This window comes from Marinobacter sp., assembly GCF_041690455.1.
GTDB lineage: Bacteria > Pseudomonadota > Gammaproteobacteria > Pseudomonadales > Oleiphilaceae > Marinobacter.
In genome coordinates this window covers 1-22,309 of the sequence record NZ_JAWLHI010000065.1, presented here as the reverse complement: position 1 = coordinate 22,309, position 22,309 = coordinate 1, and the positions used below count along the sequence as shown (strand labels likewise).

Genomic DNA, 22,309 nt, shown 5'->3' with positions numbered 1-22,309 from the left:
GATGCCGTTGTCGTGGTGCGGATTATGGGACGCACTGATCACGATGCCGGCAGACGCCCGGAAGGTACGGGTGAGATAGGCAATCGCCGGCGTCGGCATGGGACCGAGCAGCTTCACGTCGACACCGGCGGCAGACAACCCTGCTTCCAGTGCGGATTCGAACATGTATCCGGACAACCGGGTGTCCTTGCCGATCAGCACACTGTTGCGCTGACCATCCTTCTTGAACGCCTGGCCGGCGGCCCAGCCCAGGCGCAGCATGAATTCCGGGGTAATAGGGAACTCACCGACCCGGCCACGAATGCCGTCGGTACCAAAATATTTGCGATCGGACATCAACCCGCCTCCTTCATGGCCGCCACTACCCTGACGGCATCCACTGTTTCCCTGACATCGTGGACACGCACGATGCTGGCACCTTTCATGGCGGCTATTGTCGCGGCCGCGATGCTTGCGGGCAACCTTTCATCCACCTCGCGGCCGGTAATCTTGCCCAACATGGATTTTCGGGAGATACCAATCAGCAGGGGGTGCCCCAGGATGTGGAGCTGCTCCATGGAGGCGAGCAGCTGCAGGTTGTGCTCCAGGCTCTTGCCAAAACCAAAACCGGGATCGAGGATGATGTTCTCCGGGAGCACTCCGGCCTGCTCCGCCACCCGCATACGTTCGGTCAGGAACGAACTGACCTCCCGGCGGACGTTGCGGTACTCCGGGCGGTCCTGCATGGTGTCCGGCTCGCCCTGGATGTGCATGATGCACACCGGAACGCCAGCCGCAGCGGCAGCCTCCGGGGCACCAGCGCGCTGAAGCGCGCGAACGTCGTTGATCAGTCCGGCACCCAGCCTTGCGGTCTCGGCCATCACTTCCGGTGAGCTGGTATCCACGGAGATTACCGTATCCAGTTCACCCGCAATTGCTTCCACCACCGGGCAGACCCGATCCAGCTCTTCCTGCACAGACACCGGTGCCGCGCCCGGCCGGGTCGACTCGCCACCAACATCAATGAATGCTGCGCCATCGGCAACCATTTGCCGGGCCCGCACCAGGGCCGCGTCCCGGGAGTTGAATTTTCCACCGTCAGAGAAGGAATCCGGGGTGACGTTGAGAATTCCCATGACATGACAGCGGGACATGTCCAACACCCGCCCGGCAAAGTTCATTTCCATAGCAAACCTTTTCTGAAAAACATTCCGCGGTGCCAAAAACAAACGCCGCCCGGAATCCGGGCGGCGCATTCAATCGACCTGTTTGTTGGTCAGGGAGCGGGTCAGTGCTCGCCGGCCGGCCGGCCCACACCAGGCTGACGACCGTCATCGGAACCTTTCGGCTCCGGAGCCTTCTCCGGCTCGTCGGCCGGCACACCGCCGGCCGGACCACTGCCACCCCAACCCTTGGGCGGACGCGGCTCACGACCTTCCATGATGTCGTCGATCTGGTAGCGATCGATGGTTTCGTACTTCATCAATGCTTCCGCCATCAGATCGAGCTTGTCCCGGTTGTCGATCAGGATCTGCTTGGCGGTTTCGTAGCAGGTGTCGATGATGTTACGAACCTCTTCGTCGATCCGCTGGGCGGTTTCCGGCGAGTAGACGGTCTGCGACTGACCGGCGGAACGCCCCAGGAACGGCTCTTCGCTGTCGGTATCGTACTGCAGCGGACCCAGTTTCTCGGACAGGCCCCAACGGGTCACCATGTTCCGGGCCAGACTGGTGGCACGCTCGATGTCGTTGGAGGCACCGGTGGTGACACCATCGAAGCCGAGTGTCAGCTCTTCCGCGATACGCCCACCGAACAGACTGCAGATGGAGCTGATCAGGAAGCGCTTGCTGTGACTGTACTTGTCCTCTTCCGGCAGGAACATGGTCACACCCAAAGCACGGCCACGGGGGATGATGCTCACCTTGTACACCGGATCGTGCTCGGGCATGAGACGACCGACGATGGCGTGGCCAGACTCGTGGTAAGCGGTGTTCCGCTTCTCTTTCTCGCTCATGACCATGGACTTGCGCTCGGCGCCCATCATGATCTTGTCCTTGGCGAGCTCGAACTCCTCCATGGACACCAGGCGCTGGTTACGGCGTGCGGCAAAGAGGGCCGCCTCGTTTACCAGGTTGGCCAGATCGGCGCCAGAGAACCCGGGCGTACCACGGGCAATCAGGGACGGCTCCACGCCGTCTGCCAGCGGCACCTTCTTCATGTGCACTTTAAGGATCTGCTCGCGGCCAATGATATCCGGCAGACCAACCACCACCTGGCGGTCAAAACGACCCGGGCGCAGCAGGGCCGGGTCCAGAACATCCGGACGGTTGGTAGCGGCGATCACGATAACGCCTTCGTTACCTTCAAAGCCGTCCATTTCAACCAGCAGCTGGTTCAGGGTCTGTTCACGCTCGTCGTGACCACCACCCATGCCGGCGCCACGGTGGCGACCGACGGCATCAATCTCATCGATAAAGATGATGCACGGGCTCTGCTTCTTGGCCTGCTCGAACATGTCACGGACACGGGACGCACCCACACCCACGAACATTTCAACGAAATCGGAACCGGAGATGGAGAAGAACGGCACCTTGGCCTCGCCGGCAATCGCCTTGGCGAGCAGGGTCTTACCGGTGCCCGGCTGACCGACCATCAGCACACCCTTGGGAATGCTGCCGCCCAGACGCTGGAACTTGCTCGGATCCCGCAGGAAGTCCACCAGCTCCTTCACGTCCTCCTTGGCTTCGTCGACACCGGCGACGTCCCCAAAGGTGGTCTTGATCTGATCTTCACTCATCAGGCGCGCCTTGCTCTTGCCGAACGACATGGGGCCTTTGCCGCCACCGCCGCCCTGCATCTGGCGCATGAAGAAGACGAATAGAGCAATAATGATCAGTATCGGGAACGCTGCCACCAGCAGCTGTGTCCACAGGCTCTGGCGCTCAGGCTCCTTACCGATCACCTCGACGTTGTTCGCGAGCAGGTCGTCCATCAGTTTGTTATCCGACACCTGAGGTCGGATTGTCTCGAACTGGGAACCGTCACCACGGGTACCCTGGATTTCCAGGCCGTCGATGGTCACCCTCTGGACCTGGCCCTGCTGGACCATCTCCACGAACTGGGAATAGTTTACTTGTTGGCCGGTGGTGGTGGGAGAGAAATTCTGAAACACCATCAGCAGCACGGCGGCTATTATCAGCCAGAGAACCAGATTTTTTGCCATATCGTTCAAGGATCATCACCTGTGAATTGAAGGAAGCCCTATCAAAGACAACCTTTTCCGACACCTTACACCAATTGTACGCTCGTCCACCAGAAACGGCCCATCCGTAGCGGCCGCAGAGTAAGGGCAACCTTCGGGGTCGATCTGAAAACGGGGTCAGATGAAAGCTTTCATCTGACCCCAACTTCAACTCTGACTCCACGCTAACCCTTGAACCCCTTCCCCACCAGGTAGATCTCTCTCGACCTCGCCCGGGAAGAATCCGGCTTCCGGCTTACAACGGTCTTGAAGCTGCCGCGCATGTCAGCCAGCAATGCGTCAAAGCCTTCACCCTGAAACACCTTGGCAACAAACACGCCTCCGGGCCGCAGTACCTGCCGGGCCATATCCAGAGCCAGCTCTACCAGCCCCATCGCCCGCGGAATATCTACCGCAGCCATACCACTCATATTGGGTGCCATATCGGAAATTACAACATCCGCCTGACGGTCACCCAGCAATTCCATCAGCCTTTCGAAAACTTCATCCTCGGTAAAATCACCCTGGACAAAGTCCACACCGGCTATCGGGTCCATGGGCAGGATGTCGCTGGCGATCACTACACCCTTGTCACCCACGCGCTCCACGGCCACCTGGGACCAGCCACCCGGCGCGGCGCCGAGGTCCACCACCAACTGCCCGGGCCGGAACAGCTTGTCCTTCTTGTCCAGCTCAACGAGTTTGTAGCTGGCGCGGGAGCGATATCCGTCTTCCTGAGACTTTCTGACCCAGACGTCGTCGAAATGTTCCTTGAGCCAGCGATCGCTGGACTTGGACCGAGCCAAACCTACCTCCAAATCTTTCTGGTACAGACCTCCTGTGGCCACCGTCGATACGGGTTAACAAGCATTTGTAAGGCGAGGCGATCTGTTACAATCCGCAGATTATACGATTATGCCAGCGATTAAGCCGCTGACCTTTTGTTAATTGCACCTATAAAGAGATTACATCATGAGTCTTTCACCGGAACAGCGCCGGGAATACCGGGCCATCGCCCACAACCTGAAACCCGTGATCATCGTGGGAGACAAAGGCCTGTCCGAGGGACTCCAGGAAGAACTGGAGCGCGCACTGAACGATCACGAGCTGATCAAGATCAAGGTAGCCAGCCAGGACCGCGAAGCCCGCCAGGAAGCCATCACCGCCCTGTGCGAGGCGTCAGGTGCCGAGGTGGTGCAGACCATCGGCAAGATTGCTGTCCTGCTGCGCCGGGCCAAAAAGCCCAATCCGAAGCTGTCGAATCTGCTTCGGCACAAGCACTGAGCGAAGGCCAAAAGAAAAAGCCGGCTGCGGGGGACCGTAGCCGGCTTTTTTGTGCCTGGGGCCTGGGTGAAGATGGGGTCAGATGAAAGTGTTCATCTGACCCCGTTTTCACTCACTCACGCCCTCAGATGTACTCCACCTCGGTAATCTCGTACTCCACGGTACCTGACGGCACGCGGATCGCGACCACATCGCCTTCGTCCTTACCCACGAGGGCACGGGCGATCGGGGAAGAGATGGAGAGCTTGCCCTGTTTGATGTCGGCTTCGTCCTCACCGACGATCTGGTAGGTCACTTCCTCATCGGTGTCCACGTTCACCAGGTGCACGGTGGTGCCGAAGATGACCTTGCCGGTGTTCTCCATGGTGGTGACGTCAATCACCTGGGCGGCGGAGAGCTTGCCCTCGATTTCCTGAATCCGGCCCTCAATGAAGCCCTGCTGCTCACGGGCAGCATGGTACTCGGCATTTTCCTTCAGATCGCCGTGTTCGCGGGCTTCGGCAATCGCCGCAATCACCTGCGGACGATCTTCGGACTTCAGCTTCTTCAGCTCCTCGCGGAGGCGGGCTTCACCCGCCTTGGTCATGGGTACTCTGTCAGCCATAGTCTTACTTTCCTGCGTGTAGATCCTGGAGGCGACGAACAGTACGCTCCGGGCCGAACTTGATGGCCCGGCAGAAGGCTTCGCCACCCGCCAGTGTCGTTGTATAGGTCACCTTGGTCTGCAGGGCGGACTGGCGGATCTGCGCCGAGTCGGAAATTGCCTTGCGACCTTCGGTGGTGTTGATAATCAGCTGCACCTTGCCGTTCTTGATGGCATCGACGATGTGCGGACGGCCCTCACGGACCTTGTTCACCCGCTCAACCTCGATTCCGGCGGCTTCCAGCGCCTTGGCAGTGCCAGTGGTGGCAACGATCTTGAAGCCGGCATCGACCAGATCCCGGGCAACCTTGGCAGCGCCGGGCTTATCCACATCCCGCACGGACATGAAGGCGGTGCCCTTGTCCGGCAGACGCTCACCCACGGCCAGGGCCGCCTTGGCAAAGGCCTCGTCGAAGCTGTCACCCAGGCCCATGACCTCACCGGTGGACTTCATCTCCGGGCCGAGGATCGGGTCGACCGCCGGGAACTTGTTGAACGGGAACACCGATTCCTTCACCGCGTAGTAGCTCGGCACGATCTCCTGGGTGAAACCGAGTTCCTTCAGGGTCTTGCCGGACATCACCCGGGCCGCAACCGCAGCCAGGGACACACCGATGGCCTTGGACACGAACGGCACGGTACGGGATGCCCGCGGGTTCACCTCGATTACGTAGATCTCGCCGTCCTGCCAGGCCAGCTGCACGTTCATCAGGCCGACCACATCCAGCTCGATGGCCATCTTCTTGACCGCATCGCGCATCTCGTCCTGAACCTGCTGGGACAGGGTGTACGGCGGCAGCGAACAGGCGGAGTCACCGGAGTGTACGCCAGCCTGCTCGATGTGCTGCATGATGCCGCCGATAACCACATCCTCGCCGTCACAGATGGCGTCGATGTCCACCTCGATGGCAGCGTTCAGGAAGTGGTCCAGCAACACCGGGCTGTCGTTGGACACCAGCACCGCACTGCGCATGTAACGCACCAGCTCGGTCTCGTCGTAGACGATTTCCATGGCGCGGCCACCCAGCACGTAGGAGGGCCGCACCACCAGGGGGTAGCCGATTTCGCGGGCAGCCAGGACGCCTTCCTCGTGACTGCGCACGGTGGCGTTCTGGGGCTGCTTCAGGCCCAGGCGGGTAATCATCTGCTGGAACCGCTCCCGGTCCTCGGCACGGTCGATGGCGTCCGGACTGGTACCGATGATCGGTACGCCGGCCGCTTCCAGGCCGCGGGCCAGTTTCAGCGGCGTCTGGCCGCCGTACTGGACAATCACGCCCTTGGGCTTCTCGACGTGGATGATTTCCAGTACGTCTTCCAGGGTAATCGGCTCGAAGTACAACCGGTCGGAGGTATCGTAGTCGGTGGACACGGTCTCCGGGTTGCAGTTGATCATGATGGTTTCGTAGCCGTCCTCACGCATGGCCAGGGCCGCGTGCACACAGCAGTAGTCGAACTCGATGCCCTGACCGATCCGGTTGGGGCCGCCACCAATCACCACAATCTTTTCACGGTCGCTGGCGTCTGCTTCGCACTCTTCCTCATAGGTGGAGTACATGTAAGCAGTGTCGGAGGCAAATTCGGCGGCGCAGGTGTCCACACGCTTGTACACCGGGCGGATGCCCAGGTCATGGCGCAGCTTGCGCAGGCTCGCTTCGGAGATGCCCAGCAATTTCGCCAGACGGCCATCCGAGAAGCCCTTGCGCTTGAGCCGGAACAGAGTGGCCTGATCGATGTCAGCCTTGCCGGCACTCTTGAGCGCCTGCTCCTCTTTGATCAGATCTTCGATCTGTACCAGGTACCAGGGGTCGACGTGGGTATTGGCAAAGACTTCCTCAACCGTCATACCGGACCGGAAGGCGTCACCAATGTACCAGAGCCGCTCCGCGCCCGGCACATTCAACTCCTGGGTGAGCGTTTCCTGCCCGTCAGTCGTGGCGAGATCGACCTGCTCCTCAAAGCCTTCGGAACCTACCTCAAGGCCACGCATGGCTTTCTGCAGAGATTCCTGGAAGGTGCGACCGATGGCCATGACCTCGCCCACGGATTTCATCTGGGTGGTCAGGCGGGCGTCGGCCTGAGGGAACTTTTCGAAGGTGAACCGGGGAATCTTGGTGACCACATAGTCAATGGACGGTTCGAACGAGGCCGGGGTGACACCGCCGGTGATTTCGTTGCGCAGCTCGTCCAGGGTGTAGCCCACCGCCAGCTTGGCAGCGACCTTGGCAATCGGGAAACCGGTGGCCTTTGAGGCCAGCGCCGACGACCGGGACACCCGCGGGTTCATCTCGATCACCACCATGCGGCCGGTGTCCGGATTGATGCCGAACTGGACGTTGGAGCCACCGGTCTCAACACCAATTTCACGCAGCACCGCCAGGGAGGCATTGCGCATGATCTGGTATTCCTTGTCGGTGAGCGTCTGGGCCGGGGCTACGGTGATGGAATCACCGGTGTGTACGCCCATGGCATCAAAGTTCTCGATGGCGCACACGATGATGCAGTTGTCGTTCTTGTCGCGGACAACCTCCATCTCATACTCTTTCCAGCCGATCAGGGACTCGTCGATCAGCAATTCGTTGGTCGGGGACAGATCCAGGCCGCGGGTACAGATTTCTTCGAATTCGTCCCGGTTATAGGCAATACCGCCGCCGGAGCCGCCCATCGTGAAGGACGGGCGGATAATGCAGGGAAAGCCGATGTCGTCCGCCACTTCCCAGGCTTCTGCCATGCTGTGGGCGATGGTCGCGCGCGGGCACTCGAGGCCGATCTTTCTCATGGCCTTGTCGAAGCGGTCGCGGTCTTCGGCTTTATCAATGGTGTCGGCGTTGGCACCGATCATTTCGACGCCGTGCTTATCGAGTACACCGTGCTTTTCCAGATCCAGCGCGCAGTTCAGTGCGGTCTGGCCACCCATGGTGGGCAGCAGCGCGTCCGGCTGCTCTTTCTCGATGATTTTCTCGACTGTCTTCCAGGTGATCGGTTCGATGTAGGTGGCATCGGCCATGACCGGGTCGGTCATGATGGTGGCCGGGTTGGAATTCACCAGGATGACCCGGTAACCCTCTTCACGCAGGGCTTTACAAGCCTGGGCTCCGGAGTAGTCGAATTCGCACGCCTGCCCGATCACGATGGGGCCGGCGCCCAGGATCAGGATGCTTTGGATGTCTGTACGTTTTGGCATGTCTTGGTAAACCTGTCAGCAACTTTTGAATTCTTGCAGCGCAAAACGCGGCGCCTGTGAGCTTTCCGGGGCGATACGCACTCAGGCGGATCGCGTTTCCATCAGGCGGATAAACTCGTCAAACAGGGGCGCCACGTCGTGGGGACCGGGGCTCGCTTCCGGGTGACCCTGGAAGCTGTAGGCCGGCTTGTCGGTCCGGCGGATGCCCTGCAGCGTGCCGTCAAACAGGGACTTGTGAGTCGCCTCAACGTTTGCGGGCAATGTTGCCTCGTCCACGGCGAAGCCGTGGTTCTGGCTGGTGATCATCACGGTGCCCTTGGCAATGTCCTGGACGGGATGGTTGGCGCCGTGGTGGCCATGGCCCATCTTCATGGTTTTGGCGCCGCTGGCCAGGGCCAGCAACTGGTGGCCGAGGCAGATGCCGAAGACCGGAATTTCGGTTTCCAGCACTTCCTGGATCGCCTTGATGGCGTAATCGCAGGGCTCGGGGTCACCGGGGCCGTTAGACAGGAAGATGCCATCCGGGTTCATGGCCAGGACTTCGGAAGCCGGGGTCTGGGCCGGAACCACGGTGATGTCGCACCCGCGGGCCGCCAGCATGCGCAGGATGTTGAGCTTAACGCCATAGTCCCAGGCCACCACCTTGAATTTGGCCTCGGTGCGCTCACCATAGCCGGAGCCCAGGGTCCACTCGGTCTGGCTCCATTGCCAGGTTTTGTCACAGGTGACTTCCTTGGCGAGATCCATGCCCTTGAGTCCCGGGAACGCCTTGGCCAGCTCCAGGGCGCGCTCGGCGGTGGCATTTTCGCCGGCGACGATGGCGCCGTTCTGTGAGCCCTTGTCCCGGAGGATTCGGGTCAGGCGACGGGTGTCGATGTCGGCAATTCCAACAATGTTGTTGCTTCGCAGGTAGTCCTGGAGGCTACCCTGGCTGCGCCAGTTGCTGGCCAGCAGGGGCAGGTCCCGGATAATGAGGCCGGCGGCCTGGATGCGGTCGGATTCGATATCCTCTTCGTTGACACCGGTGCTGCCGATGTGCGGATACGTCAGGGTGACGATCTGGCGGGAGTAGGACGGATCGGTCAGGATTTCCTGGTAGCCGGTCATGGCGGTGTTGAATACCACCTCGCCGCTGGTTTCTCCGTCAGCGCCCATGGCGGTGCCGTAGAAGAGGCTTCCGTTTGCGAGTGCAAGGATTGCTGGTGTGCTCAAGGCTTGTATCCTCATCGAGTGGCGGATAAGTTCGTCACGAACAGGAACGCAAGCGCAAATTCAGGTCGCAAAAAAGCGAGAGGGAGTAGAGACTCCGTCCCGCTTTTCATAAAACTCTTTTAGCTTCTCAAAGCTACGCTTGGTGCAGTTAAATCGCCTTATTGTAGGAAATTTGGCGCTTTCTGTCCACGAGAAATGTCCCTCCTCCGTGTTTGGACGGAGCACCGGGCAGGAGCTTGGCCGGTAATCCGGCAGGCGCTTGAAGCCATCCTTCCGGGAACCGCTACAAGCACATCCCTGTGCGCTTGTTTCAGGCCATCCTTGGCCTTCAACATTCCCGGAAGGATGGCTCCAATCCCCTGCCTCAGAGTAAGCCCTCTAGCTTCGGAGCACGAAAAGCCGTTACCCCTTAAGACTGAGAACATCCTGCATATCATAGAGACCAGCCGGCTTACCCTTCAGCCACAACGCCGCCCGCATTGCGCCCTTGGCAAACGTCATTCGACTGCTGGCCTTGTGGGTCACTTCGATGCGCTCGCCTTCGGTGGCGAACAGGACGGTGTGGTCGCCGACCACGTCGCCGGCGCGGATGGTTTCGAAGCCGATTTCCTTGCGGGTGCGCTCGCCGGTGAAGCCTTCGCGGCCGTAGACGGCGCATTCTTTCAGGTCGCGACCGAGGGCGTCGGCAACCACCTCACCCATGCGGAGAGCCGTGCCGGAGGGCGCGTCCTTTTTGTGGCGGTGGTGGGCTTCGATGATTTCAACGTCGTAGTCGTCGCCCAGGGTTGCCGCGGCGGTGCGCAGCAGGTTGAGGACGACGTTGACGCCGACGCTCATGTTGGGCGCGAACACCACCGGGATGGATTCTGCGGCCATGGCCAGTTGCTCTTTTTCGGCGTCGGACATGCCGGTGGTGCCGATGATGAGCATTTTGCCGTTGGCCTTGCAGAATTCGGCGTTTTCCAGGGTCAGGTCCGGGAAGGTGAAGTCGATGAGTACATCGAAGTCGTCCTTCGCGTCTGCCAGGCTGCCGACCATTTTCACGCCGGTTTTGCCGATGCCGCTGAGTTCGCCGGCGTCGGCGCCAACGAGACTGCTGCCGGGCTCGACGATGGCGGCGCCCAGTTCCAGGCCTTCGGTGCCGTCAACGGCTTCGATCAGGACTTTGCCCATGCGCCCGGCGGCGCCGATGATTGCTACCCTCATGTTCGCTTTTCCCTTGTTTGGCTCACGCTCAGAATTTCATTTCGTCGAAGAAGCTTTTCACACCCTCGAACCAGGAGGTTTTCTTCGGAGCATGATGGGTGCCGTTGCTGCCGTCCAGTGTTTGCTGGAACTCTTCCAGCAACTCTTTCTGGCGTTTGGTGAGGTTGATCGGGGTTTCCACCACTACACGGCACAGCAGGTCGCCGGCAGGACCACCGCGGACCGGGCTGACGCCCTTGTTGCGCAGGCGGAACAGTTTGTCAGTCTGGGTTTCAGCCGGGATCTTGAGTTTTACGCGGCCATCGAGGGTGGGCACTTCCAGCTCGCCGCCGAGGGTGGCGTCCACGATGCTGATGGGTACCTCGCAATACAGGTTACGACCCTCGCGGGTGAAGATGGAGTGTTCACGCACCGCGATCTGCACGTACAGGTCGCCGGGCGGGCCACCGTCGACGCCCATTTCGCCTTCGCCGGAGAGGCGGATGCGGTCGCCGGTATCGACACCGGGCGGCACTTTGACGGAAAGGGTTTTCTCTTTCCGTACCCGGCCCTGGCCGTGGCAGACCCTGCACGGGTTCTTGATGATCTGGCCGGAGCCCCGGCAGGTCGGGCAGGCCTGCTGCACGGCAAAGAAGCCCTGCTGCATGCGCACCTGACCCATACCTTTACAGGTACCGCAGGTTTCGACTCCGGAACCTTTCTCGGCGCCACTGCCATCACAGGCTTCGCATTCTTCGTGGCCGGGAATGGTGATATTGACGTTCTTGCCCCTGACGGCCTCTTCGAGGTCCAGCTCGAGGGTGTAGCGCAGGTCGGCACCGCGGGTGTTGCGGCCGCGACCACCGCCGCCGAAGATGTCTCCGAATACATCACCGAAGATATCGGAGAAGCTCGCGCCACCGCCGCCAAAGCCGCCTCCGGCCTGGCCGTCAACGCCGGCGTGGCCGAACTGGTCATAGGCGGCACGCTTACTGGAATCCGCCAGTACGTCGTAGGCTTCGCTGGCCTCTTTGAATTTATTCTCGGCGTCTTCGTCGTCCGGGTTACGGTCCGGATGGTATTTCATGGCGAGCTTTCGGTACGCCCGCTTGATGTCCTTCTCGTCCGCGTCCCGGGATACACCGAGAACTTCGTAATAATCGCGCTTGGCCATGCTATAAAACCCTGTATTTATAACGCGGAAAACGCGGGGAAGCCCCCGCGTTTTCCAACTACCTGATGTACGTCAGATTTACTTCTTGTCGTCGTCTTTGACTTCCTCGAACTCGGCGTCGACGGCGTCGTCAGCTGACTGGGACTGGGCACCTTCCTGCTCGCCAGCCTGCTGTGCCTGCTCGGCCTGATCCGCGTACATCTTCTGGGCCAGCTCGGAAGACACTTCGGTCAGCTTCTGGGTCTTGGCCTCGATATCTTCCTTGTTCGAACCTTCCAACGCTTCCTCCAGCTCCTTGATAGAAGCCTCGATGGACTCTTTCTCGCTGTCGCTGACCTTGTCGCCGGCTTCGCTCAGGGTCTTGCGCACGGCGTGAACCATGGCGTCACCCTGGTTGCGGACCTGGACCAGCTCTTCGAACTTGCGATCTTCCTCGGCGTTGGCCTCGGCATCACGCACCATCTTCTCGATCTCGTCATCGTTCAGACCGGAGGAGGCCTTGATCACGATGGACTGCTCTTTGCCGGTGGCCTTGTCCTTCGCGGACACGTTCAGGATGCCGTTGGCGTCGATGTCGAAGGTTACTTCGATCTGCGGCACACCGCGCGGCGCCGGCGGGATGTCTGCCAGGTCGAAACGACCCAGGGACTTGTTCCCGGACGCCTGCTTGCGCTCACCCTGAACCACGTGGATGGTCACGGCAGTCTGGTTGTCTTCCGCTGTGGAGAAGGTCTGCGACTTCTTGGTCGGGATCGTGGTGTTCTTCTCGATCAGCGGAGTCGCCACGCCACCCATGGTTTCGATACCCAGGGTCAGCGGGGTTACGTCCAGCAGCAGAACGTCTTTAACGTCACCGGAGAGTACAGCCGCCTGGATGGCAGCACCCATGGCCACGGCTTCGTCCGGGTTAACGTCCTTGCGGGCTTCTTTGCCGAAGAATTCTTTCACCTTCTCCTGCACCAGCGGCATACGGGTCTGACCACCGACCAGGATTACCTCGTCGATTTCAGACGCCTTCATGCCGGCATCCTGCAGGGCCACCTTACAGGGCTCAAGGCTGCGCTGGACCAGGTCTTCGACCAAGGATTCCAGCTTGGCGCGGGTCAGCTTCACGTTCATGTGCTTGGGACCGGACGCGTCTGCGGTGATGTACGGCAGGTTCACGTCGGTCTGCTGGCTGCTGGACAGCTCGATCTTGGCTTTCTCGCCAGCTTCCTTCAGACGCTGCATCGCCAGGGAATCGCCACGAAGGTCGATGCCGCTGTCTTTCTTGAACTGGTCTGCCAGGTACTCGATGATTTTCAGGTCGAAGTCTTCACCACCCAGGAAGGTGTCACCGTTGGTGGCCAGCACTTCGAACTGGTGCTCACCGTCCACGTCGGCGATTTCGATGATGGACAGGTCAAAGGTACCACCACCCAGGTCATAGACTGCGACAGTGCGGTCACCGCTCTTCTTGTCCAGGCCATAGGCCAGGGCAGCTGCAGTCGGCTCGTTGATGATCCGCTTCACTTCCAGACCGGCGATCTTGCCGGCGTCCTTGGTGGCCTGGCGCTGGCTGTCGTTGAAGTAGGCCGGCACGGTGATAACCGCCTCGGTCACTTTCTCGCCCAGGTAGTCTTCTGCAGTCTTCTTCATCTTCTTCAGAACTTCTGCAGACACCTGCGGCGGCGCCATCTTCTGGCCTTTCACTTCGACCCAGGCATCGCCATTGTCGGCCTTGGTGATCTTGTAGGGCACCATCTTGATGTCTTTCTGAACCACGTCGTCTTCAAAGCGACGACCGATCAGACGCTTGATGGCGTACAGGGTGTTGTTCGGGTTGGTTACCGCCTGACGCTTGGCTGACTGGCCAACCAAGGTTTCCCCATCATCGGTATAGGCGATGATGGACGGGGTAGTGCGATCACCCTCGGCGTTCTCGATTACCTTTACCTTGTCGCCATCCATGATGGCCACACAGGAGTTTGTGGTTCCCAGGTCGATACCAATAATCTTGCTCATTGAATCACTCCAAATCTTCTGAATGCTTTCCCGGAGAATGTCGCCCCGGCTTTTCGCTATTTACTCGCTATATTGGCGCTTTAATCGGCTTTTCAAGCCTGCCGGCGAATTTTTCGTTACTCGGCCTTGGCAACGATGACCATCGCCGGGCGCACCACACGGCCGTTGAGCAGGTAACCCTTCTGTACAACGTTGACCACGCTGTTGGGCTCGGCATCCGGCGCCGGCACCATGGACATGGCCTCGTGCTGCTGCGGATCAAACGGCTCACCCACCGGATTCAGCTGCTCGACATTGAACTTGGCCAGGCTCTTCATGAACAGCTCGAGGGTCATTTCGACACCCTCGCGGATGGAAGCCACCAGCTCACCGGAGCCTTCCTGCCCCTCGGTGCTTTCCACCGCTTTCTCCAGGCTGTCAGCGACCGGCAGCAACTCCTTCACGAACTTCTCGAGAGCGAACTTGTGGGCCTTTTCCACATCAATCTCGGAGCGGCGACGCACATTCTGCATTTCCGCCTGGGTGCGCAGCATCTGGTCCTTGAGCTCCTGGACCTGAGCGTTGAGCGCTTCCACTTCGGAAACTTCCTCGCCTTCCGGGTTGGCCTCCCCGGTTGCCTGCGCTTCCTCGGCGGCCGCCTCGGTCGCTTCCTTCAGTTCCTCTGCCTGTTCGTTGCGGTTCTCGTCAGTGCTCATGACTTCTCCTGCTAGATCTCCAGCGGCCTGACAACAGGGCCGATTGAAATGTGCTCCCGGCCGAAGCGAGCCGGAAAACTGTATTTGCGAACGGATATGGGGCCCACTCGGCCGGTTTCAACCATTTTCCTCCGTATTCGTGAAGAAATTCCTGCCGGGCAGTTTGCAAACAGGAAAAACCCTGTATATATTCACAGTCACTGTATGTAAAACCAGTATTTCAGACAGGCACTGCCGAGCACACACCAACGGATTCTGAATCGGGAGCGGAGGTTATCCATGCTCACACAACTTACGGTTTCCAATTACGCCATTGCCGAAAGAGTGGAACTCCAGTTCAACAAGGGCATGACCGCCCTGACCGGGGAGACCGGTGCGGGCAAATCCATCGTCCTGGATGCCCTCGGGCTGGCCATGGGCGGCCGCGCCGATGCCGGAGCCGTCCGTCATGGTGCCAAGCGGGCCGATATCACCGCCACCTTCGACGTCAGCGACATTCCCGAAGCCGTGGAGTGGCTCGACCAGCACGAGCTGGACGATGACAACGACTGCATCCTGCGCCGCGTGATCAGCAAGGACGGCCGCTCCCGGGCCTATATCAACGGCCAGCCCTGCCCACTGGCTCACCTGAAGGAACTGGGCGGCCTGCTGATGGATATCCACAGCCAGCACCAGCATCAGTCCCTGCTGCGCAAGGAAACCCACCGCAAACTGCTCGACGAGTTCGCCGGCATCGAAACCCTGGCCGCCGAGACCCGCGCGGCCTGGAAAGCCTGGCACCAGACCCGTCAGCGCCTGACCGAACGGCAACAGAACGCCGATGAAGCCGAAGCCCGGCTGCAACTGCTGCGCTACCAGGTGGAAGAGCTGGACCGGCTGGCCCTCGAAGACGGCGAACAGGATGCCCTGGAACAGGAGCAGGCCCAGCTGAGCCAGGCGGATTCAGTACTGCACAACAGCCACCAGGCCGCCCGGCTCTGTACCGAGGAAGAAACCAGCGCCTCGGACCTGATCCGCCAGGCCCTGCAGCAACTGGAGCAGCTACCGGTGGAAGTGCCCGCCCTGGCGGACACCATCCAGATGTTGAACGAGGCCCAGATCCAGGTTTCCGAGGCCGGCGATAACCTGCGCCGGTTCGTGGAGGATTACGAAGCAAACCCGGCCCGCCTCGCCGAGGTGGAGGAACGCCTGAGCGCCATCTACCAGATGGCTCGCAAGCACCGGATCGCCCCGGAAGAACTGCCGGAACTGCACGCCCGCCTGAGCGGTGAGCTGGCCGAACTCGACGGCGGCGCAGGCAGCCTCGAGCAACTGGAAGCGGAACTGGAGAAACAACGCGCCAGCTTTGACGAACTGGCCGGCCAGCTCACGGAAGCCCGGCAGACGGCCGCCGTGGAGCTGGACCAGCGCATCGCCGAAGAGCTGGCCCAACTGAGCATGCCGTCAGTGCAGTTCGTCACCCACCTGAACCGCAACAACGATGACCAGCCGGCTCCACACGGAATGGAGGACATCGAGTTCCTGGTCAGCGCCAACCCGGGCCAGCCGGCACGGTCCCTGGCGAAAGTGGCCTCCGGTGGCGAACTGTCCCGCATCAGCCTGGCGATCCAAGTGGTCGTCGCCCAGACCTCCACCACGCCCACCCTGGTGTTTGACGAGGTGGACGTCGGTATCGGTGGCGGTACCGCGGAAGTGGTCGGCAAGTTGCTCCGCACCCTCGGCAGCAACGGCCAGGTGTTGTGCGTAACTCACCTGCCGCAGGTGGCGGCGCAATGCCACCAACACCTGTTTGTCAGCAAATTTACCGAAAAAGACGCGACCTTCTCGAAAATCGAGGCACTCGATGACAAGGGAAGAATCAGTGAAGTGGCGAGAATGCTGGGTGGTGTGGACATGACCGAGCAGACCATTGCCCACGCCCGGGAGATGTTTTCCAAGGGGCAGGCGACCCACCACTGACGGCGGACCGGAACCTCTACCCCTCTCGATCCTGAGAGCTGTTTGGGGGCAGGCTGATACCTGCCCCTTTTTTTCTGTTCGTCTGCTTATTCGCCGTCTTTGGCCTTGATCGGCTTCACGTAGAGAATCAGGCTGTGATCCACGATCTCATAGCCATGCTCCTCGGCAATCTTCTTCTGGCGTTCCTCGATCACCTCATCCACAAACTCGATGACTTCACCTGTCTGGGTGCACACCATGTGATCGTGATGGTCATCGCCCGCCATCTCGAAGACTGCATGGCCGCCCTCGAAATTGTGCCGCAGAACCAGGCCAGCCGCCTCGAACTGGGTCAGCACCCGGTAGACGGTCGCCAGCCCCACGTCATCTCCCTGCTCAAGCAGCTTCTTGTAAACGTCTTCGGCACTCAGGTGGTGCTCTTCGGCGTTCTCCAGAATATTGAAGATCTTGACCCGTGGCAGGGTGACCTTCAGACCGACTTTTCGTAATTCGGCGTTTTCAGATGACATGTTACTATTCGCTCTTTGGTGTGCCTCACGGCTTCCGGTATGATGAAGCCGCCATTTAACGGTCAACCCGTGTCACACCTGCCTCTGGCAGGCGATTTCAAGATAGAGGATTTCCCCCGGCGATGCAAAAGCTCACAGCTCTCATTCTCACTCTCTTTATGACCGGTTGTGTCTTCCCTGGTGTGTACAAAATCAACGTCCAGCAGGGAAACATTGTGACCGATGAAGAGCTGACTTCACTGAACGCCGGCATGCCCCGGAGCCAGGTACACGCGCTGCTTGGCACACCGCTGGCATTGAACCCGGTCGACTCCTCCCGCGAGTACTACGTGTACACATTCCAGCGCTCCGGCGGGGACATCGAGGAGCAACGCATTATCGTCTACTATGATGGCGATAGCTTTTCCCATTACGAAGCGCAGCTGCTTGAGGAAACCCCCGCCTACTGAGCCCGGCTCAGGCGCCTTTCTTCTTTGCCCGATTCAGGCGCGCCTGTTTCGGGTCGATCTTCAGGGGTCGGTACAGCTCCACGCGGTCGCCTTCACGCAATTCATGGGCGGACGGATCCTTGATCACCTTTCCGAAGATGCCCATGTCATTTGAATCCGGATCCACTTCCGGAAAGATGTCGGCAATCCCGGAGAGTTTCACCGCCTCCAGTGCGGTCGTGCCTTCCGGCACTGTCACCGGCACGATTTCCTGCTTGTCCGGACGGGCATAGGCCACTTCTACCCGAATCATCAGTTCCCTCCCCGATACAGCTCGTCGGCCCGGCGGCAGAAGGCGTCCACCATGGTATTAGCGGCCTGGGAGAATACTGGCCCGAACGTCATCCGGGACAGGGATCCGGAAAACTCGAACTCCAAGGTCAGGATGACCTTGCAGGCATTGTCATCCAGCGCCTTGAAGTGCCAGCGGCCGGTCAGATTCTGGAACGGCCCGTCCACCAGGTTCATCTCGATGGCTTCGGGCATCAGCAGCTGATTGCGAGTGGTCAGACGGTGGCGGATACCACCCTTGGCAATTTCCAGGGAGGCAGTCACCTGTTCCTCGCCACGGTCGTGGACCTCGGCCCCGGCACACCAGGGCAGGAACTCGGGATAGCGGGCAATATCATTGACCAGCTGGAACATGCGCTCGGCGGAGTGCATGACAAGTGCGGTTTTATCAATCTGATGGGCCATGGGCTCCTCAGTCAAAAGTACAGCCTGAATCAGACGCTATGATAAAGGATCTCGTCCTCTTTGGGGGCATTTTCAGGCTGATCTACCGGTTCCGGTGAGGCTTGTTCATCTCCGTCGGAGGGTTCCGCCCCCTCCGACCGGGACTCACTGCCCTGCCCGCCGGAAACCGACGCTCCGGAGTTCGCTTCTTGCGCCCCATCCGGCGCAATCTCCAGCACTAGCGGCGCCGGGCGCTCGCACCAGAGCGCAGCACTGCCATTATCACACAGGTTGTTGAGGGAGAAGGCGGTGTACATGATGCCGACATAGGCCACCACCACCGGCAACACCGTACGCATATCCCAGTACCAGACGCGGGCAAACAACCCCGGCGTCCGGCCGATCAGCTGGTGCGCCAGACGGCGGGTCAGACACCAACCGGTGAACAGGGCAATGAGGATCGCCACCATGGGGATCAGCAGGCCGCCGGTAAACAGCTCCAGCCACCGGAACAGCGTCGCCCCGTACAGCCGGTACTCCGCCCAGATATTGAAAGACAGCAGCGTTACCAGCCCCGCAGCCCAGACCAGCAGTCCCACCAGCACCACGGAAATGCCTCTCGGCGCGCCGGTCCACTCCCTCAGCCAGCCGACCACCGGCTCCAGCAACGCCAGCGAGGTGGTCCAGACCACCATCACCACCAGCAGAAACGCACAGGCAATGATCAGCTGGCTACCGGGGAACTGGGCCAGTGACACCGGCAGGGAGACGAACAGCAGGCTGAAGCCCCGCTCACCGTCAAAGTCTGTGCTTCCGGTGGCAAGCGCAAAGATCAGCAGGCCGGCCAGAATGGCAACCAGGGTATCCATCAGCACGACCGCGAGGATCGACCGCTTGAAGCGAGTATCCGGTGTTGTATAGGTGCCGAGAACTGTCCACACCCCCATGCCCAGTCCCAGGGTAAAGAAAGCGTGGAACAGCGCGGCCTTGATACTGCCGAGGGAAACGTCTTCCGGTCGCATTTCCAGGATATGGGCAAATGCTCCATCGATCCGGCCCTGCCAGGCCGCCAGCCCGAACAGCACCATCATCAGTACCAGGGCGCCCGGCACCACCACCCGCATGGTGCGCTCCAGCCCCCGGGCCACACCCTGAACGGAAACCCAGACCACCAGCAGCAGGAAGAACGCATGCCAGGCCATGAAATTACGGTACTGCCCGGGATCCGACACCAGCCCGGAGAGCACCGAAGCGGCCTGGGCCTCACCACCGGAGGACAACCGCCCCATGGCCCCGAAGAACACGTACGCCAGGGCAACCGACCCGAACACCGCGGTATAGGAGAGCACCACAAACGCCGCCAGCACACTCAGCCGACCAGCCATCATCCAGGCGCGAGAGCACCGGGTGCTGCGGATCAGCCCGTCCATGGCCAGCACAATGCCGTGGCGGGAATAACGCCCCAGGGCCGATTCGGTCACCATCAGCGGCAGCGTGACCAGTAGCAGACAGGCAAGATAAATCAGCACGAACAGGCCACCGCCATGCAGGCTGGCCAGGTAGGGAAACTGCCATAAGTTGGCCAGCCCCACCGTTGCGCCCACGGAGGCCCAGAAGAATGTGGATTTACGGGTGAACGACCCGTTGGCTGTCTGGTACGACGTCGACATGCGCTTCCCTGAAAGTATCTGCGTCGCCATTGTAGCCGATACCGGCAAACTCGCACGCCTGATCGGTCACGATTACGGCGATTTCGTGACCGGTCTGGCAGTCCTGGGCTACAATGCGCGTTTTGCCGGGGCAAGCCCGGCCGTTCGTTCATTTATCCGAACCCGGATCACTGATTCATGAGCAAGAAGAAACCCGGAACGCCGAGTAATACTATTGCGCTTAACAAGAAGGCGAAGCACGAATATCACATCGAGGAACGCTTTGAGGCGGGTCTCGCCCTGCTGGGCTGGGAAGTAAAGTCCCTGCGGGCAGGCAAGGCACAGCTGGTGGACGCCTATGTGCTGCTCAAGGACGGCGAGGCCTGGTTGCTCGGCTCCCACATTACCCCGCTGATTGCGGCATCCACCCACGTCATCGCAGACCCGACGCGTACCCGCAAGCTCCTGCTGCACGCCAAGGAGATTGCCAAGATCGTTGGCAAGGTCAACCAGGCCGGTTACACCTGCATTCCGCTGGCTCTGTACTGGAAAAACAACAAGGTGAAGTGCGAGATTGCACTGGTGAAAGGCAAGAAGCTGTTCGATAAGCGCGCGACCGAGAAGGAGCGTGACTGGAACCGCCAGAAGCAGCGCATCCTGCGCGAAGCCAACGTCTGATTCCGTTCCCCGCGGATTAACAAATACCTGACGCCGGTCATGGCCGGCGCCGACGGGTATGTTGCATACTCACTCTCTTTGTTCAGAAATCCAACAGGCCTATACTCGGGATTTCCGGTGCATGGCAAAGGGAGCCGCTTATGTCACCCAAACAGACCCCCATGTCGTCCGTAGACCGCGCGTGGCTGCGCATGGATACCCCCCAGAACCCCATGATGATCTGCGGGGTATGGGCACTGGAGCGGCCGGTTTCAATGAGCCGGCTTCGGCACACGCTTGAAGAGCGATTTCTGTGCTTCGACCGGTTCCGGCAACGGGTCATAGACACCGGAGACCGGGCTTACTGGCAGGACGACCCCTTGTTCGACCTGGACAATCACCTGCACCGCATCGCCCTGCCAGGCAAGGCGGACAAAGCCGAGTTACAGAAGCTGGTCAGTGACATGAACAGCACCTCACTGGATTTCCGGCAACCGCTCTGGCAAATGCATTACATCGACAATTACGGTGACGGAGGCGCCCTGCTGATCCGCATTCATCATTGTATTGCCGATGGTATCTCGCTGGTTCGGGTGATGCTGTCACTCACCGATAAAACGCCGGAACCCAGGCTTGGCAAAGTGGCCCGCAAACGTCGCTCCAAACCCCGTCAGAGATCGGCCGTCCAGAACTTCCTGCACCGTGCCATAGACAGCGCGCAAACGGCGACCAATCAGGCAAGACTGTTCATTCAATCCGTTCGCGAGGAGCCCAACTACCCCCTCAAACTGGCGTCCACCGCCAGCGGCGTAGCTTTCGACCTTCTCAAGCTTGGCCTGGCCCCGGTAGAGCCCCGAACCGGCCTGAAGGAACCTCTCTCCGGACGCAAACAGGTCGCCTGGGCGGACCCCCTGGATCTTGCCGAAGTGAAGGCCTGCGCCAAGGCTTTGGGCGGCACCATCAACGACGCCCTGCTCTGTACCGTCACCGGGGCGTTGCAGCGGCATTTTGCGGCTCACAAGGAGACAATCCCCGAGTGCGGCATCCGCGTGGCGGTGCCGTTCAACCTGCGGCCTCTTGATCAACCTATCGAAACACTCGGCAACAAGTTCGGCCTGGTGCTGGTTACGCTGCCGGTAGAAGTAATGGACCCTCTCCTGTGCTTCCGTCAGGTACAGGAGAACATGAACCGCCTCAAGCGCTCCTATCAGGCCCAGGTTACCTACAGCCTGCTTGATATCTTCGGTCGGGGCCCCGATGTTATCGAACGAAGGGCTCTGGATCTGCTCAGTAACAAGGCCTCCGCCGTGCTGACCAACGTGCCCGGTCCGAAAGAGCCCCTGTACCTGGCAGGCAGCAAGCTAACCCAGCCCATGTTCTGGGTGCCCCAGAGTGGCAATATCGGCATCGGGATGAGCATCCTCAGCTATGCCGGCAGCGTGCAATTCGGCATTACCGTGGATAAGGCGATTCACGCCGATCCGGATGCCGTAATGGATTACTTCCGGGAGAGCTTCCAGGCCCTGAGCCATGCGGCTCTGGCAGGACGGCCCGAGGCAGTGAAGCGCCACGTCAGCTGAGCAGCGGTAGGTATAAATCGCGCAATTAACCCTTGAAGTCCGGTATTCCGGACACATATACTGAGATAACTAAGGGGACGACATGGCTTCGACGCCGGTGGCGAACCCTTGAGTGCATGTCGAGATGGCAGCCAATCTCGTTAATCCAAAGCTGCAACGCAATAGTCGCAAACGACGAAAACTACGCACTAGCA

General features: G+C 60.2%; 20 protein-coding genes, 1 other RNA gene and 1 pseudogene. 7 read left to right on the top strand and 15 right to left on the bottom strand.

The window, feature by feature from the left end:
* The 4 genes and pseudogenes from glmM to rlmE form a co-directional block, all read right to left on the bottom strand.
* A pseudogene (glmM, locus tag ACESMW_RS14870) lies at nt 1–336 on the bottom strand (phosphoglucosamine mutase); the annotation flags it as partial.
* Nucleotides 336–1,166, bottom strand: coding sequence for a dihydropteroate synthase (gene folP / locus ACESMW_RS14865; protein ID WP_372987802.1), 831 nt, complete (start codon nt 1,164–1,166; stop codon nt 336–338). The gene folP and the pseudogene glmM, both read right to left, overlap by 1 nt.
* Before the next feature lie 101 nt (nt 1,167–1,267).
* A complete protein-coding gene (ftsH, locus tag ACESMW_RS14860) occupies nt 1,268–3,211 on the bottom strand; it encodes an ATP-dependent zinc metalloprotease FtsH (protein WP_372987801.1) in 1,944 nt (647 codons plus the stop codon).
* Nucleotides 3,212–3,405: 194 nt separating this feature from the next.
* Complete coding sequence (rlmE, locus tag ACESMW_RS14855) at nt 3,406–4,026, bottom strand: 23S rRNA (uridine(2552)-2'-O)-methyltransferase RlmE (protein WP_372987800.1); 621 nt, start codon at nt 4,024–4,026, stop codon at nt 3,406–3,408.
* A gap of 166 nt (nt 4,027–4,192) precedes the next feature.
* Between rlmE and yhbY the strand changes: the two genes are divergently transcribed.
* On the top strand, nt 4,193–4,504 hold the full coding sequence (yhbY, locus tag ACESMW_RS14850) for a ribosome assembly RNA-binding protein YhbY (protein ID WP_372987799.1): 312 nt from the start codon (nt 4,193–4,195) through the stop codon (nt 4,502–4,504).
* A gap of 124 nt (nt 4,505–4,628) precedes the next feature.
* Here the strand turns inward: yhbY and greA are convergent, their stop codons facing one another.
* The 7 genes from greA to grpE all read right to left on the bottom strand — a co-directional run bounded on the left by greA (nt 4,629) and on the right by grpE (nt 14,598).
* A complete protein-coding gene (gene greA, locus ACESMW_RS14845; protein WP_372987798.1) occupies nt 4,629–5,108 on the bottom strand; it encodes a transcription elongation factor GreA in 480 nt (159 codons plus the stop codon).
* A gap of 4 nt (nt 5,109–5,112) precedes the next feature.
* Nucleotides 5,113–8,328, bottom strand: a complete 3,216-nt coding sequence (gene carB / locus ACESMW_RS14840) for a carbamoyl-phosphate synthase large subunit (RefSeq protein WP_372987797.1) — start codon at nt 8,326–8,328, stop codon at nt 5,113–5,115.
* 81 nt (nt 8,329–8,409) lie between these two features.
* Nucleotides 8,410–9,540, bottom strand: a complete 1,131-nt coding sequence (carA, locus tag ACESMW_RS14835; protein WP_372987796.1) for a glutamine-hydrolyzing carbamoyl-phosphate synthase small subunit — start codon at nt 9,538–9,540, stop codon at nt 8,410–8,412.
* 402 nt (nt 9,541–9,942) lie between these two features.
* Nucleotides 9,943–10,746 (bottom strand): 4-hydroxy-tetrahydrodipicolinate reductase, encoded by an 804-nt coding sequence (gene dapB / locus ACESMW_RS14830; protein WP_372987795.1) that lies wholly within the window; start codon nt 10,744–10,746, stop codon nt 9,943–9,945.
* 28 nt (nt 10,747–10,774) lie between these two features.
* The gene (gene dnaJ / locus ACESMW_RS14825) at nt 10,775–11,899 is read right to left on the bottom strand and encodes a molecular chaperone DnaJ (RefSeq protein WP_372987794.1); all 1,125 of its coding nucleotides are present in this window, start codon (nt 11,897–11,899) and stop codon (nt 10,775–10,777) included.
* 78 nt (nt 11,900–11,977) lie between these two features.
* Nucleotides 11,978–13,903, bottom strand: a complete 1,926-nt coding sequence (gene dnaK, locus ACESMW_RS14820) for a molecular chaperone DnaK (protein WP_372987793.1) — start codon at nt 13,901–13,903, stop codon at nt 11,978–11,980.
* A gap of 116 nt (nt 13,904–14,019) precedes the next feature.
* A complete protein-coding gene (gene grpE, locus ACESMW_RS14815; protein ID WP_372987792.1) occupies nt 14,020–14,598 on the bottom strand; it encodes a nucleotide exchange factor GrpE in 579 nt (192 codons plus the stop codon).
* A gap of 279 nt (nt 14,599–14,877) precedes the next feature.
* Here grpE and recN point away from each other — a divergent pair, with 279 nt between their 5' ends.
* On the top strand, nt 14,878–16,557 hold the full coding sequence (recN, locus tag ACESMW_RS14810; RefSeq protein ID WP_372987791.1) for a DNA repair protein RecN: 1,680 nt from the start codon (nt 14,878–14,880) through the stop codon (nt 16,555–16,557).
* 86 nt (nt 16,558–16,643) lie between these two features.
* On the opposite strand, the gene fur is transcribed toward recN, so the two are convergent.
* Entirely contained in the window at nt 16,644–17,066 is a 423-nt protein-coding gene (gene fur / locus ACESMW_RS14805) for a ferric iron uptake transcriptional regulator (protein ID WP_343812037.1), read from the bottom strand.
* 122 nt (nt 17,067–17,188) lie between these two features.
* Between fur and ACESMW_RS14800 the strand changes: the two genes are divergently transcribed.
* Nucleotides 17,189–17,515, top strand: coding sequence for an outer membrane protein assembly factor BamE (locus ACESMW_RS14800; protein ID WP_372987790.1), 327 nt, complete (start codon nt 17,189–17,191; stop codon nt 17,513–17,515).
* Nucleotides 17,516–17,522: 7 nt separating this feature from the next.
* Here the strand turns inward: ACESMW_RS14800 and ACESMW_RS14795 are convergent, their stop codons facing one another.
* From ACESMW_RS14795 to ACESMW_RS14785, 3 genes are read right to left on the bottom strand one after another with little or no spacing between them, the layout of a single operon-like run.
* Nucleotides 17,523–17,807, bottom strand: a complete 285-nt coding sequence (locus ACESMW_RS14795; RefSeq protein WP_372987789.1) for an RnfH family protein — start codon at nt 17,805–17,807, stop codon at nt 17,523–17,525.
* Nucleotides 17,807–18,250: a type II toxin-antitoxin system RatA family toxin gene (locus tag ACESMW_RS14790; protein WP_372987788.1), complete on the bottom strand. Its 444-nt coding sequence runs from the start codon at nt 18,248–18,250 to the stop codon at nt 17,807–17,809. The genes ACESMW_RS14795 and ACESMW_RS14790 overlap by 1 nt, the downstream gene beginning before the upstream one ends.
* A gap of 29 nt (nt 18,251–18,279) precedes the next feature.
* Nucleotides 18,280–19,899, bottom strand: a complete 1,620-nt coding sequence (locus ACESMW_RS14785) for a sodium-dependent transporter (protein ID WP_372987787.1) — start codon at nt 19,897–19,899, stop codon at nt 18,280–18,282.
* Between ACESMW_RS14785 and ACESMW_RS14780 the strand changes: the two genes are divergently transcribed.
* The 4 genes from ACESMW_RS14780 to ssrA form a co-directional block, all read left to right on the top strand.
* Nucleotides 19,898–20,080: a hypothetical protein gene (locus ACESMW_RS14780; RefSeq protein WP_372987786.1), complete on the top strand. Its 183-nt coding sequence runs from the start codon at nt 19,898–19,900 to the stop codon at nt 20,078–20,080. The two genes, ACESMW_RS14785 and ACESMW_RS14780, sit on opposite strands and share 2 nt — an antisense overlap.
* Complete coding sequence (gene smpB / locus ACESMW_RS14775) at nt 20,077–20,556, top strand: SsrA-binding protein SmpB (RefSeq protein ID WP_064229984.1); 480 nt, start codon at nt 20,077–20,079, stop codon at nt 20,554–20,556. The genes ACESMW_RS14780 and smpB overlap by 4 nt, the downstream gene beginning before the upstream one ends.
* A 140-nt stretch (nt 20,557–20,696) precedes the next feature.
* On the top strand, nt 20,697–22,115 hold the full coding sequence (locus ACESMW_RS14770) for a WS/DGAT/MGAT family O-acyltransferase (RefSeq protein WP_372987785.1): 1,419 nt from the start codon (nt 20,697–20,699) through the stop codon (nt 22,113–22,115).
* A 73-nt stretch (nt 22,116–22,188) separates the two neighbouring features.
* Nucleotides 22,189–22,309: a transfer-messenger RNA gene (gene ssrA, locus ACESMW_RS14765) on the top strand; the annotation flags it as partial.

Bases quoted from the DNA above. Each gene is read 5' to 3' on its own strand.
- dapB (WP_372987795.1), bottom strand. From the start codon at position 10,746: ATGAGGGTAGCAATCATCGGCGCCGCCGGGCGCATGGGCAAAGTCCTG.
- ACESMW_RS14790 (WP_372987788.1), bottom strand. From the start codon at position 18,250: ATGGCCCATCAGATTGATAAAACCGCACTTGTCATGCACTCCGCCGAG.
- ACESMW_RS14770 (WP_372987785.1), top strand. From the start codon at position 20,697: ATGTCACCCAAACAGACCCCCATGTCGTCCGTAGACCGCGCGTGGCTG.
- ACESMW_RS14785 (WP_372987787.1), bottom strand. From the start codon at position 19,899: ATGTCGACGTCGTACCAGACAGCCAACGGGTCGTTCACCCGTAAATCC.
- recN (WP_372987791.1), top strand. From the start codon at position 14,878: ATGCTCACACAACTTACGGTTTCCAATTACGCCATTGCCGAAAGAGTG.
- greA (WP_372987798.1), bottom strand. From the start codon at position 5,108: ATGGCTGACAGAGTACCCATGACCAAGGCGGGTGAAGCCCGCCTCCGC.
- ACESMW_RS14800 (WP_372987790.1), top strand. From the start codon at position 17,189: ATGCAAAAGCTCACAGCTCTCATTCTCACTCTCTTTATGACCGGTTGT.
- ACESMW_RS14780 (WP_372987786.1), top strand. From the start codon at position 19,898: ATGCGCTTCCCTGAAAGTATCTGCGTCGCCATTGTAGCCGATACCGGC.
- grpE (WP_372987792.1), bottom strand. From the start codon at position 14,598: ATGAGCACTGACGAGAACCGCAACGAACAGGCAGAGGAACTGAAGGAA.
- ACESMW_RS14795 (WP_372987789.1), bottom strand. From the start codon at position 17,807: ATGATTCGGGTAGAAGTGGCCTATGCCCGTCCGGACAAGCAGGAAATC.
- yhbY (WP_372987799.1), top strand. From the start codon at position 4,193: ATGAGTCTTTCACCGGAACAGCGCCGGGAATACCGGGCCATCGCCCAC.
- folP (WP_372987802.1), bottom strand. From the start codon at position 1,166: ATGGAAATGAACTTTGCCGGGCGGGTGTTGGACATGTCCCGCTGTCAT.
- dnaK (WP_372987793.1), bottom strand. From the start codon at position 13,903: ATGAGCAAGATTATTGGTATCGACCTGGGAACCACAAACTCCTGTGTG.
- fur (WP_343812037.1), bottom strand. From the start codon at position 17,066: ATGTCATCTGAAAACGCCGAATTACGAAAAGTCGGTCTGAAGGTCACC.
- carB (WP_372987797.1), bottom strand. From the start codon at position 8,328: ATGCCAAAACGTACAGACATCCAAAGCATCCTGATCCTGGGCGCCGGC.
- dnaJ (WP_372987794.1), bottom strand. From the start codon at position 11,899: ATGGCCAAGCGCGATTATTACGAAGTTCTCGGTGTATCCCGGGACGCG.
- smpB (WP_064229984.1), top strand. From the start codon at position 20,077: ATGAGCAAGAAGAAACCCGGAACGCCGAGTAATACTATTGCGCTTAAC.